General features: G+C 42.6%; 5 protein-coding genes, 3 rRNA genes and 2 pseudogenes. 3 read left to right on the top strand and 7 right to left on the bottom strand.

Annotated features, from left to right (window positions below; genetic code table 11):
• Positions 1 to 11 precede the first annotated feature (11 nt).
• Entirely contained in the window at positions 12 to 1,331 is a 1,320-nt protein-coding gene (locus tag ACMAZF_RS01115) for a sugar MFS transporter (RefSeq protein WP_435275664.1), read from the bottom strand.
• 286 nt (positions 1,332 to 1,617) lie between these two features.
• On the opposite strand from ACMAZF_RS01115, the gene ACMAZF_RS01110 reads away from it, so the two are divergent.
• Together ACMAZF_RS01110 and ACMAZF_RS01105 are read left to right on the top strand one after the other, a co-directional pair.
• The gene (locus ACMAZF_RS01110) at positions 1,618 to 1,971 is read left to right on the top strand and encodes a hypothetical protein (RefSeq protein ID WP_435275663.1); all 354 of its coding nucleotides are present in this window, start codon (positions 1,618 to 1,620) and stop codon (positions 1,969 to 1,971) included.
• Positions 1,972 to 2,110: 139 nt separating this feature from the next.
• A pseudogene (locus ACMAZF_RS01105) lies at positions 2,111 to 2,515 on the top strand (transposase); the annotation flags it as partial.
• A gap of 48 nt (positions 2,516 to 2,563) precedes the next feature.
• Here the strand turns inward: ACMAZF_RS01105 and ACMAZF_RS01100 are convergent.
• Positions 2,564 to 3,271 (bottom strand): SapC family protein, encoded by a 708-nt coding sequence (locus tag ACMAZF_RS01100; RefSeq protein WP_435275662.1) that lies wholly within the window; start codon positions 3,269 to 3,271, stop codon positions 2,564 to 2,566.
• A gap of 377 nt (positions 3,272 to 3,648) precedes the next feature.
• Between ACMAZF_RS01100 and ACMAZF_RS01095 the strand changes: the two genes are divergently transcribed.
• Positions 3,649 to 4,680, top strand: coding sequence for an IS630 family transposase (locus ACMAZF_RS01095; RefSeq protein WP_435274875.1), 1,032 nt, complete (start codon positions 3,649 to 3,651; stop codon positions 4,678 to 4,680).
• Positions 4,681 to 4,950: 270 nt separating this feature from the next.
• On the opposite strand, the pseudogene istB reads toward ACMAZF_RS01095, so the two are convergent.
• From istB to ACMAZF_RS01070, 5 genes and pseudogenes are all read right to left on the bottom strand, one after another.
• A pseudogene (gene istB / locus ACMAZF_RS01090) lies at positions 4,951 to 5,724 on the bottom strand (IS21-like element helper ATPase IstB).
• Positions 5,721 to 6,746, bottom strand: coding sequence for an IS21 family transposase (gene istA / locus ACMAZF_RS01085; protein ID WP_435275661.1), 1,026 nt, complete (start codon positions 6,744 to 6,746; stop codon positions 5,721 to 5,723). The pseudogene istB and the gene istA overlap by 4 nt, the downstream one beginning before the upstream one ends.
• Before the next feature lie 414 nt (positions 6,747 to 7,160).
• Positions 7,161 to 7,276 (bottom strand): 5S ribosomal RNA (gene rrf / locus ACMAZF_RS01080).
• Positions 7,277 to 7,495: 219 nt separating this feature from the next.
• Positions 7,496 to 10,389 (bottom strand): 23S ribosomal RNA (locus ACMAZF_RS01075).
• 659 nt (positions 10,390 to 11,048) lie between these two features.
• A 16S ribosomal RNA gene (locus ACMAZF_RS01070) occupies positions 11,049 to 12,595 on the bottom strand.
• Together the 16S, 23S and 5S rRNA genes form the textbook arrangement of a ribosomal RNA operon.
• Positions 12,596 to 13,301 lie beyond the last annotated feature (706 nt).

Below are 13,301 nucleotides of genomic sequence, written 5' to 3'. Positions count from 1 at the left end.
CATAACGCAATCTATTTCCAAGACTTAATTTTGTGCCCCTTTAGGGCATAAAATAAGATAAATAAATAACACGGTAATCCCACCCAATAAGCAATTTGTGTATCACCCATAACATGCGCCACTTTACCAAATATCAGCGGTAGTATTGCACCACCCGAAATTCCCATAATCAGTAGAGCTGATGCCTGCGACGTAAATTTACCAACACCATCCAATGCTAATGGCCACAATGACGGCCATACAAGCGCATGTGCAAGCCCCATTAACGCAACAAAAGTTACTGAATTTGGAACAACACCTATGCCTGACCAACCCCATAAAATGTCTGCCATATAGGTTGATGTTGTTGAGCTAAATACCACACCGAGAATACATAGCGATCCTGCAATTGCAGAACCTAATAACGCATGTTGTTGCGAAATAAAACGTGGAATACAAGTCACACCAATAATGTAACCAATAACCATAAATACCATGGTATAAGACGTTAATGATGCAAAATTAGCAACACCTAATCCTGAGCCATACAAGCCAATGGTATCGCCAGCGATTACTTCAACACCAACGTAGGTAAATAATGCGACAGCGCCCAAGACAACCTGAGGGAAGTCAAATACGCTTCCTTTCTCTTCACTGCCTTCGCTATCTTGAGATAAATCGAGCTCAGGTAAAGATGAAAACTTCACCAAACCAATTAAAAACGTCAAAGCGATAGCCATGTAAATATAGGGTACAACCAGTTTATTCGACAATGCTTCAATCGTTGCTTGACGCTCCGCTTCAGCCATCGCAGCAACCGCTTGCTCTGACACATCTCCCATGTCGGCGAGAATCATAGTGGTGAATACGACAGGCACAACAACACCTGCCGCTTTGTTAATCAGACCCATAATCGAAATACGCATTGCTGCACTTTTCTCAGGCCCAATTTTGACTACATAAGGATTTGAGGCCGTTTGTAAAATTGTTAATCCAGTTCCTAATATGAACAATGCGAATAAAAATATTGCATAGTTAGCTGTCTGTGCAGCTGGAATAAACGCAAGGGAGCCAGCAACCATAATTGCAAGGCCTATTGCCATACCATTTTTATAGCCAATTTTATTCAGCAAAAATGACATAGGAAATGCCATAACGGTATAGGCTATATAGAACGCAAATGTTACAAAAAGCGCCTGAAACTCATTGAGTTCACACACTATTTTTAAGAACGGAATTAACGAACCATTTAGCCAAGTAACAAAGCCAAAAATAAAAAACAGCACACCAATGATAATCATCGGCATCACCGTTGATTGATTTGGTTTGCTTGTCGAAACTACTGTATTCATGAAGCCTCCAAGAGCCTTAATTTACTATAATTATTATTATTCAATGAGTAATACCATATATGGTATTACTAGGTGCTGCCTTTGATAGGTGTGATGTTGATGAAATTACATTAGCAAAACGACTGCTAACCGACATACCAGACGATTCACTTACATTATTCGATCGGTGTTATTTTTCAGCTGACCTATTATTGTATTGGCAACAGTTTGGCGTGAACTCCCATTGGTTAACCCCTGTAATACCAAGTTGACAAAGTTATTGCCCACTTTTGCTGGTTAAAATAAAATGAATGTTGCGTTGCTTTCAATCCCAATAGCCAGCTATTGCTCAATCAAGCGCCTTGCCTTCATTTGTTTTTCCTTCACAAAACAAGATCACAAACTTAATCAAATTGGTATAAAACAAGGCATGCGCAACGAGGTCATCGAACGTTTTTCAGAGAATGATTTATTAATCGAAATGCCTGTTTCACCACAAGCCCGTGCGAATAATCCTAACCTACCAGATGTTTGGCAGGCGCGTATGATTTGCTATCAACATCCTAAAGGAGACATTAAAGGTTTTATCACCTCATTGACAGATCCAGAAGCATCACCAATGGAAACGTTATTGTCAATTTATACCAATTGCATTAAGTAAGTGATCTTGTTGTGCGTAGAGAAAATCAGCTAAAACAAGGCGCTCGATTGACTAATAGCTGGCTATTAGGATTGAGAGCAACGCCATTTTAGTTAATTTTAACAAGTACAAGTGGGCAAATATTTAATGCAATTGGTATTATTGGGAACGATGGGAAATAGAGCAAGGTTTTGGAGAATTAAAATCGAGCCAATTAAATAATGAAATAACCTTGAGAAGCCGTTTTCCACAAGGGGTTAGGCAAGAACTGTGGGGCGTGTTGTTAGGTTATAATCTCATTCGGCTAGAGATGGCTACCATCGCTAAAGAAGCCGATGTATCTCCGACAAGGATAAGTTTTACCGCCGCAATTTGCATCATTGATACTCAAATAAGAGCGCTAGCGTTATCATCGAATGGGACGATACCAAAGAAACTACAACTGATGAGGAAAGATGTGAAACATTTTATCCTGCCCGACAAAAGAAAGCACCGAACGTTTTCACGTTCAGTACTTTACATTCCATCTCGGTATCCGTTGAGATACAAGCCTAAGCAAGTTTAACCGAATGGCATTATTACAATGTAAGGCCTTTTTTATACACAAATAAAATTAAGCGTCAGCACGTAGCTTTGCTAATCTATTTGCATGGTGTAATGAACCTAAGTGAGCATAGATAGGGGCTAAGAAACCACGCTTGCGAAGTACTAAATGCTCTTCGTCTGACAATTCGTTTAATTTCTTCTCATCAACTAGCAACAAACCGTTTAATTGAACTTTTTCGCCATTAATTTCTACAGTTAACGTTTGCTCAATTAACAGGTCTTTCTCAACTAAAAAGTCACAGAATTCACGAGTTACTTGTATACTGCTAAAGTAATTAGAAAGTGTTTCCATGCGCTTCTTAAGATACTCAGTTTGCTCTTCGCCATCAAACAATGCATCACCGTCAGCGTCATTTACTAATGGGCTGCTTTCATTGATTAGCATCTGTAGGCGGTTTTCTTCACCCTGTGTTGGGACCATCGCAAAAGGATGATGAGTAACAACTGCTGGTAAGTATTCACCAACCCATTTACCGTCTTGATAAAATAGATTTTCTTCTGGTTTTAAACCTAATAAAGAGGCTGGTTGTACAACTTTCTTATCTTCTTCGCTTGGATGGATAAAGATAACTGGCATCGCTGAACCTGCTTTCGCAAATTCGTGAACTAATAATGGTAATACTTGTTGATTCTTAGTGCCTTCAATATGCAGTTCTTGTTTAATCTTTACGTTTTTATGATCTGTAGCATTCAGTGCTTTCATTGGAGAAGTCATTTATAAATTCCTAAATCTTTTATTATTGTGTATCTAAAAATAGATATGGGGCACATATTAAAGAACACAAGTGTTCAATACAAATTGTTTAACAAAAAGATTACACAGCTTACCGCACTAAAAAAACGATAAAAATAAACGAACATAATCAATTAGATAACAAATAATTTCCTTAAACGTTTTCTGGAGTAATTTTTAAAACCTATTAAATTCTTTAACGATTAACTGAACAGTATGGTGGCTCAGTTTGGCAATGATTTGCAAATCAGCAAACCAAGGTAAGAGGCAAGCCAATTATGGCAACTATTATCGTAATGTATATACCCGTGATCATTGAAAGTGCTTGATTTTTTAGCTAATGAGATCATGATAGTCACATGAAAAAGATTGCTCTCACCGACATTCAAAAAGAAACGTTAGAATCTCGACATAAAAAAGCGAGAGATAAGCGTGAGTGCGATCGAATTAAAGCTATTCTATTGCGTGACGAAGGCTGGTCTTCGCCAATGATTGCTCAAGCGTTACGCATTCACGAAACGTCAGTTGTTAGATATATTGATGACTACATTCGTCGTGAAAAATTAACCATCAACAGCGGCGGCTCTACTAGTTATCTTAATCATCAGCAAACGCAACAGTTAATTGCACACCTGTGTGAAGTAACTTACCTACATAGCCATCAAATACTTGATCATATTGAGAGTGAGTACGACATTAAATACACGGTGCCTGGTCTCAATAAATGGTTACATCAGCATGGCTTTAGTTATAAAAAGCCCAAAGGCGTTCCTCATAATTTTGATGAGGAAAAGCAAGCAGCTTTTATCGCACATTATAACCAGCTTAAATCAACGCTGGCTCCTAATGAGCCAATCTTGTTTATGGATGCTGTTCATCCAACACAAGCGACAAAAATCACGGCAGGCTGGATTAAAAAAGGGGAAAATAAACCCATTAAAACCACAGGAAGTCGAACACGAATTAATGTAGTGGGAGCTATCCGATTGGGTCACTTAGAGGAAGCAGTGATAAGGCAATATAATAAGACAGTCAACGGTGAATCTATCGTTGATTTTTTAAATGAAGTCAGAGCCAATTATCAGACGAGCGGTATGCTTCATATGGTTCTTGATGGTGCTGGTTATCACCGTAATCAGATAGTGATTGATGAAGCCGAAAAGCTCAATATCAAGTTACATTATTTACCACCCTATAGTCCTAATTTAAACCCAATAGAACGGCTATGGAAGGTAATGAACAAAAATGCGAGAAATAGCCAATATTTTTCAAGTACTAAAGAGTTTCGACGGCGTATTAGCGATTTTTTTGAGTCAACATTACCCGATATTGCCAATACACTTGACGATACGATCAATGATAATTTTCAAATATTAAAAACTGCACTTTGAAGTTGATTTAGTATAAGAGCGATATCCTACTCCCGCGTGTCATTAATACCAATTGCATTAAGTAAGTGATCTTGTTGTGCGTAGAGAAAATCAGCTAAAACAAGGCGCTCGATTGACTAATAGCTGGCTATTAGGATTGAGTGCAACGCCATTTTAGTTAATTTTAACAAGTACAAGTGGGCAAATATTTAATGCAATTGCATTAAATGTCAACAACGGTTTAAAATTGACCCACTTTTTCAGTAATTCATCGATTGAAAACTGACCCAGTTAGTCTTGATAGGTATCAATAATACCCGCTTTTCTTTTTTCTCTTAATCGATAGCTTTCGCCAGTTAATTGCAACACATGAGAGTGATGTAGTACGCGATCTAACATGGCCGCTGTTAAAGTTGCATCATCTGAAAAGGCGCTCGGCCACTGTCCAAAGGGTAAATTGCTCGTTAGAATCAAACTGCCTTTTTCATAACGCTTGGCAATGACATTAAAAAATAGATTTGCTTCATCACGGCCAAATGGTAAATAGCCTATCTCATCGATGATTAGCAACCGAGGAGCAAGAATAGAGCGTTGCATGTAGCTTTTCAATTTTCCTTGCCGCTGTGCACTGCTTAGCTGAAGCATTAAATCTGCGGCACTGATAAAACGTGTTTTCTTGCGTTGCTCAATGGCTTTATAACCTAACGCAATGGCTAAGTGTGTTTTACCTGTACCACTTGGACCTAGTAAAATGACATTCTCACACCGCTCAATAAAGGCAAGCGAGCTTAGCTCCGTTATCGCTTTACGTGGTGCCCCTGTTGCAATCTTGAAGTTAAATTGGTCTAGTGTTTTGATGCTTGGAAAACCGGACATTTTTAGCATGATTTCTCGCGCCCGATCATACTTATTCTCTAACTCGCTAGTGAGGATCTGATACAAAAAGTCAGCATAACTACTTTCATTTTTGACGCATCGACTCGCAATGTTAGGCCAGTTGTTTTCTATATTTCTTAAATTGAGTTACTCACATATTGAAGCGATTTGTTCATGTTGAATACTCATAGTTGCTCCAGTAGTTCACTGTAAACAGATATCGGGTGTTGATAGCATTCAATATCAATGGGCGCAATAAACGACACTAATGCGCTGCTCTTTAAATCCAAACTGCTGTGAAGTTTTTGTGGAAGCGGTTGTAAGTACGCCACTTCTTCATCAAGGAGGTATTGCGGCTTTTGTGCGGTCGTACCATGAATACGTTGGTGGGCGACATCGTTTAGCCATCCGCCAATTTTGCTATTGGCATTTGCACAATCTAACGATAAGCCCGCTTGCTTGAGCGTTGCATGCAATGGTACAACAAAGCTATTCTTCAAGTAATGGTTAAATCGTTCAACTTTCCCCTTGGTTTTAGCACGATACGGCCGACATGCTTTGGGTTGAAAACCATATTCCTCAGCCAAATCAAGAAACGATTGATTCCAACGGTGCTTTCCTTCACCGTAAACATCGCGCTCAATAACTAATGCTTTAGCGTTGTCGCATAACACTTGTTTTGGAACGCCGCCAAAATAGTGAAATGCTTCCCTTAATCCGTCCATCCATGCTTCTGTTCGCTCATGGTCATAAAAATAGACGTAGCAGGCTCGTGAATAGCCAAGGGTTGCCACAAACGCCTTAATGGTAAGCTTTCCGCGTTTAATCGTGGTGAAGTCTATTTGCATTTGTTGACCCGGACCGGTTTCAAATCGAACAATAGGCTCTGGTGTTAATTGCTTGAAAGCGGATAAATACACCCTGAGTTGCGTTATTCCACCTTGATAACCTCTAGATTTTATTTCTGACAACAAAACAACAGCTGGGATCCAGTGTGGTTTTGCAGCATTTATTCGACCTTGAATATACTCATGGAAGGGACTGAGTTTAGTCGGTGGTGAATGTCGTTTTGTATAATGAGGCACGTCATATCCTCTTAAATATTTACGCACAGTATTGCGCGATACGTTTAATTCCTTGGCAATGGCGCGAATGCTTTTGCCTTGTTTATGCAGGACTTTAATATCCACAAATAGCTCCTTCGTTAACATACCGTATCACCTAAAAATAAATAAATGATACATCGGTGGGTCAATTTTGGATCGATGTTAGTGGGTCATTTTTGCACCGTTGGTGACAATTAAATAGGTGTCTAGCAATGTCCGACTCTCTTGAGCCGCAGTCCGTCGAACAGCGTTCGACGCAACAAGGCGAAAGCAAGTTGGGGACAAAATGGCAGGAAAGCCATTTTGCACAGCGTAAGCTACCCGAAGGGTGAGCTACATGGATGTAGCGAATGAATCCCTGCGAAGCAGCGGGTGAGCGTCGGGAGCAGGACTGCGCGGTAGCGCTTTAGGCGTGAGGCCCCGTCATTACGATGAAGCCACAGTAATAGGTAAAATTCAAAGTCGTAAAATGCAAAAGGCCCCGTGTATTTCTACACGGGGCCTCTCGACTAAATAGGTGTTTGGCAATGTCCTACTCTCACATGGGGAAGCCCCACACTACCATCGGCGCTATGTCGTTTCACTACTGAGTTCGGAATGGGATCAGGTGGGACCAACATGCTATGGTTACCAAACTAATTTGACGTGAATGGATTCACTAACATCGCGGTGCCATGGATGGCAAAGAGCGATGTGTTACAGCGAACACAACCACTAAATTTGGAAAGCTTTCAAAAATCTTCTTAAACACAACAAGCGTTCTTTGTTGGATATTTCTGAGACTAGAACATCTCTTGAAAAATAGATTGAGTATCTATTTTTAAGATGTTCATGTAAAACACATTAGGTGTTGTATGATTAAGCCTCACGGGTCATTAGTACAAGTTAGCTCAACGCCTCACAACGCTTACACACCTTGCCTATCAACGTAGTAGTCTCCTACGGCCCTTTAGGGAGATTAAATCTCCAGTGAGAACTCATCTCGAGGCTCGCTTCCCGCTTAGATGCTTTCAGCGGTTATCGATTCCGAACGTAGCTACCGGGCAATGCCATTGGCATGACAACCCGAACACCAGCGGTTCGTCCACTCCGGTCCTCTCGTACTAGGAGCAGCTCCTCTCAATTCTCAAACGCCCACGGCAGATAGGGACCGAACTGTCTCACGACGTTCTAAACCCAGCTCGCGTACCACTTTAAATGGCGAACAGCCATACCCTTGGGACCGACTTCAGCCCCAGGATGTGATGAGCCGACATCGAGGTGCCAAACACCGCCGTCGATATGAACTCTTGGGCGGTATCAGCCTGTTATCCCCGGAGTACCTTTTATCCGTTGAGCGATGGCCCTTCCATACAGAACCACCGGATCACTATGACCTACTTTCGTACCTGCTCGACGTGTCTGTCTCGCAGTCAAGCTAGCTTATACCATTATACTAACCGCATGATGTCCGACCATGCTTAGCTAACCTTCGTACTCCTCCGTTACTCTTTGGGAGGAGACCGCCCCAGTCAAACTACCCACCAGACACTGTCCTCAATCCCGATAAGGGACCTAAGTTAGAACATCAAACGTACAAGGGTGGTATTTCAAGATTGCCTCCACCAAAACTAGCGTTCTGGTTTCAAAGGCTCCCACCTATCCTACACATGTAGGTTCAATGTTCAGTGCCAAGCTGTAGTAAAGGTTCACGGGGTCTTTCCGTCTAGCCGCGGGTACACTGCATCTTCACAGCGATTTCAATTTCACTGAGTCTCGGGTGGAGACAGCGTGGCCATCATTACACCATTCGTGCAGGTCGGAACTTACCCGACAAGGAATTTCGCTACCTTAGGACCGTTATAGTTACGGCCGCCGTTTACCGGGGCTTCGATCATGAGCTTCGAACCGAAGTTCTAACCCAATCAATTAACCTTCCGGCACCGGGCAGGTGTCACACCGTATACGTCATCTTACGATTTTGCACAGTGCTGTGTTTTTAATAAACAGTTGCAGCCACCTGGTCACTGCGACTGACCGTAGCTTAGAGAGCAAGTCTCATCACCACAGCCAGCGTACCTTCTCCCGAAGTTACGGTACTATTTTGCCTAGTTCCTTCACCCGAGTTCTCTCAAGCGCCTTGGTATTCTCTACCCGACCACCTGTGTCGGTTTGGAGTACGATTCCTTATAATCTGAAGCTTAGAGGCTTTTCCTGGAAGTATGGCATCATCTACTTCACTACCGTAGTAGCTCGTCATCGACTCTCAGCCAAAGTTGTTCCGGATTTACCTAAAACAACGGCCTACTGCCTTAAACATGGACAACCAACGCCATGCTAGATTAGCCTTCTCCGTCCCCCCATCGCAATTATAAGAAGTACTGGAATATTAACCAGTTTCCCATCGACTACGCATTTCTGCCTCGCCTTAGGGGTCGACTTACCCTGCCCCGATTAACGTTGGACAGGAACCCTTGGTCTTTCGGCGAGGAGGTTTTTCACCCCCTTTATCGTTACTCATGTCAGCATTCGCACTTCTGATACCTCCAGCATGCCTGACAGCACACCTTCAACGGCTTACAGAACGCTCCCCTACCACTCATACAAAGTATGAATCCGCAGCTTCGGTGACTAGTTTAGCCCCGTTAAATCTTCCGCGCAGGCCGACTCGACTAGTGAGCTATTACGCTTTCTTTAAAAGATGGCTGCTTCTAAGCCAACCTCCTAGCTGTCTAAGCCTTCCCACATCGTTTCCCACTTAACTAGTACTTTGGGACCTTAGCTGGCGGTCTGGGTTGTTTCCCTCTTCACTACGGACGTTAGCACCCGCAGTGTGTCTGCCATGATTGCACTCATTGGTATTCGGAGTTTGCAAAGGGTTGGTAAGTCGGGATGACCCCCTAGCCTTAACAGTGCTCTACCCCCAATGGTGATACATGACGCTCTACCTAAATAGATTTCGGGGAGAACCAGCTATCTCCGGGTTTGATTGGCCTTTCACCCCTAGCCACAGGTCATCACCGCATTTTTCAACATACGTGTGTTCGGTCCTCCAGTTGATGTTACTCAACCTTCAACCTGCCCATGGCTAGATCACCCGGTTTCGGGTCTACACCTTGCAACTATCGCCCAGTTAAGACTCGGTTTCCCTACGGCTCCCCTATACGGTTAACCTTGCTACAAAATGTAAGTCGCTGACCCATTATACAAAAGGTACGCAGTCACACAGCAAATCTGTGCTCCCACTGCTTGTACGTATACGGTTTCAGGTTCTATTTCACTCCCCTCACAGGGGTTCTTTTCGCCTTTCCCTCACGGTACTGGTTCACTATCGGTCAATTAGTAGTATTTAGCCTTGGAGGATGGTCCCCCCATCTTCAAACAGGATATCACGTGTCCCGTCCTACTCGTTTTCATAAAAAATTCGTCTTCGTCTACAGGACTATCACCTTCTATCGTCGCACTTTCCAGAGCATTCGACTGACTTATTAATTACTTAAGGGCTGGTCCCCGTTCGCTCGCCGCTACTAAGGGAATCTCGGTTGATTTCTTTTCCTCCGGGTACTTAGATGTTTCAGTTCCCCGGGTTCGCCTCACAACGCTATGTATTCACGTTGAGATAACTGCCTTATGGCAGCTGGGTTTCCCCATTCGGAAATCGTTGGCTATTGCGGTTTTTATCACCTTGCCAACGCTTATCGCAGATTAACACGTCCTTCATCGCCTCTAATTGCCTAGGCATCCACCGTATACGCTTAGTCACTTAATCATACAACACCTAATGTGTCTTGCTTGATTCTTTTTTCTACTGCGCCGTTGGACTTCGTCATTCGGTCAGTTATGTAACACGTTACACGCCTTCCCTCACTCCTCGTCCGCCTTGCATTAGAAAAAATTATCTGCGCAATACGTTAGATGTGTTAATTAAAACAACTAATGTTTTCGATTTCACAGACCAATGTCTGCTATGTCTAGTTTTATCATTATTCTTCTAATTATCCTGAAAAATAAATTAAGTATTTATTTTTAGATTATTAGCTTCGTAAATCATTTTCGCCTCAAAAATATCCAAGAACACTTGTTGTGTTCGTAATTAGCATTCACTAATTACTTAAGAACTTCGAATAAAAATTATTGTTTACACAATAATCTAAATTCTATTTTTGAATTTATCAGCTTTCCAAATTGTTAAAGAGCAGTCTTTATTAAAAAGACAAAGGTAAGCAATGTTGCTTAACTTTGTCGTTTCAGACAATGTTGATTAGATAAAAGAGATTTATTATCACTTTTTCATCAACATGCTAGCGTATTCAAATAATCTGTGTGGACACTTAAAGAAAAGTAAAAATATTGGTCATCACAAGTGACGACCTGAATAAAACTGTATTTTTAGATTAATTATCTAAAAATCTGTTTTATTTTTGTCTGTAAGGAGGTGATCCAGCCCCAGGTTCCCCTAGGGCTACCTTGTTACGACTTCACCCCAGTCATGAACCACAAAGTGGTGAGCGTCCTCCCCGAAAGGTTAAACTACCCACTTCTTTTGCAGCCCACTCCCATGGTGTGACGGGCGGTGTGTACAAGGCCCGGGAACGTATTCACCGTAGCATTCTGATCTACGATTACTAGCGATTCCGACTTCATGGAGTCGAGTTGCAGACTCCAATCCGGACTACGACGCACTTTTTGGGATTGGCTCCACCTCGCGGCTTCGCAACCCTTTGTATGCGCCATTGTAGCACGTGTGTAGCCCTACTCGTAAGGGCCATGATGACTTGACGTCGTCCCCACCTTCCTCCGGTTTATCACCGGCAGTCTCCCTAGAGTTCCCACCATTACGTGCTGGCAACTAAGGATAGGGGTTGCGCTCGTTGCGGGACTTAACCCAACATTTCACAACACGAGCTGACGACAGCCATGCAGCACCTGTCTCACAGTTCCCGAAGGCACCAATTCATCTCTGAAAAGTTCTGTGGATGTCAAGAGTAGGTAAGGTTCTTCGCGTTGCATCGAATTAAACCACATGCTCCACCGCTTGTGCGGGCCCCCGTCAATTCATTTGAGTTTTAACCTTGCGGCCGTACTCCCCAGGCGGTCAACTTAATGCGTTAGCTGCGCCACCCAGTGCTCAAGGCACCAGTCGGCTAGTTGACATCGTTTACGGCGTGGACTACCGGGGTATCTAATCCCGTTTGCTCCCCACGCTTTCGTACATGAGCGTCAGTTATTGTCCAGGTGGCCGCCTTCGCCACTGGTATTCCTTCAGATCTCTACGCATTTCACCGCTACACCTGAAATTCTACCACCCTCTACAAAACTCTAGTTTGTCAGTTCGAAATGCAGTTCCCAGGTTGAGCCCGGGGCTTTCACATCTCGCTTAACAAACCGCCTGCGTACGCTTTACGCCCAGTAATTCCGATTAACGCTCGGACCCTCCGTATTACCGCGGCTGCTGGCACGGAGTTAGCCGGTCCTTCTTCTGCGAGTAACGTCACAGCTAGCAGTTATTAACTACTAACCTTTCCTCCTCGCTGAAAGTACTTTACAACCCGAAGGCCTTCTTCATACACGCGGCATGGCTGCATCAGAGTTTCCTCCATTGTGCAATATTCCCCACTGCTGCCTCCCGTAGGAGTCTGGACCGTGTCTCAGTTCCAGTGTGGCTGATCATCCTCTCAAACCAGCTAGGGATCGTCGCCTTGGTGAGCCTTTACCTCACCAACTAGCTAATCCCACTTGGGCACATCCAATCGCGAAAGGCTCCGAAGAGTCCCCTTCTTTCCCCCGTAGGGCGTATGCGGTATTAGCCATCGTTTCCAATGGTTGTCCCCCACGACTGGGCAGTTTCCCAAGCATTACTCACCCGTCCGCCGCTCGACACCTCAGGAGCAAGCTCCCTTGTGTTTCCGCTCGACTTGCATGTGTTAGGCCTGCCGCCAGCGTTCAATCTGAGCCATGATCAAACTCTTCAATTAAAAGTTTAACTGTTTAACGTTCCCTACTTTTACATAAGAAACGACTCAATGAATTTACTGTCATATCAAGTAATTTCTTACTTGGTGTGAACATCTTCATTAAGTATTTTTTGATACTTAACCGATTTAGCCTTGAACATTTGATTAATAATCAAATGTTAGCTAAGTCTTAAAAATGCCCACACAGTTTATTTGAATACTTATTGTTAAAGAACGTTTCAACTCGACTTACACAAAGTAAGGAGTTACGCTTCAAACCGTGTGGCTCGTTGCGTTAGGGATGCGTATCTTACGCTTTTAATTTCAGTAGTCAAGAAAAACTTTTAATTTATTTCGTTTTAATAAATTATGTTTCTCAAAATTGACTAGAAACCAAAATAAGAATGTTAACTTTATGCTCTTAATCACTTCTTTATATTGAAGCGCTCAATTTGCATATTAAGCCTTAATAATATTTGCAATTTTCAGTTAATAATTATCAACGTCTAATAAACTGCTTATTATCTAACATCCCTTTCAACATTGAGTCTTAAGCGATTACTTATCGCTGTCTCGTTGAAGAGGTGCGCATTATAGATGGAATGAATTAAAGCGCAATAGTTATTTTAAATCTTTTTACTACATGGGTATTGTTCGTACAATTTGCGAGATTATTAGCCTGTTTTGGGCTATTATGACGCTAATAGCCTTTCAACACGGAGTAATT

The sequence above is a fragment of the Psychrobium sp. nBUS_13 genome (assembly GCF_051201665.1).
GTDB lineage: Bacteria > Pseudomonadota > Gammaproteobacteria > Enterobacterales > Psychrobiaceae > Psychrobium.
The sequence above is the reverse complement of the archived record's forward strand: the minus strand, read 5'-3'. Positions and strand labels throughout refer to the sequence as shown.

Bases quoted from the DNA above. Each gene is read 5' to 3' on its own strand.
- ACMAZF_RS01110 (WP_435275663.1), top strand. From the start codon at position 1,618: ATGAATGTTGCGTTGCTTTCAATCCCAATAGCCAGCTATTGCTCAATC.
- ACMAZF_RS01100 (WP_435275662.1), bottom strand. From the start codon at position 3,271: ATGACTTCTCCAATGAAAGCACTGAATGCTACAGATCATAAAAACGTA.
- ACMAZF_RS01095 (WP_435274875.1), top strand. From the start codon at position 3,649: ATGAAAAAGATTGCTCTCACCGACATTCAAAAAGAAACGTTAGAATCT.
- istA (WP_435275661.1), bottom strand. From the start codon at position 6,746: ATGTTAACGAAGGAGCTATTTGTGGATATTAAAGTCCTGCATAAACAA.
- ACMAZF_RS01115 (WP_435275664.1), bottom strand. From the start codon at position 1,331: ATGAATACAGTAGTTTCGACAAGCAAACCAAATCAATCAACGGTGATG.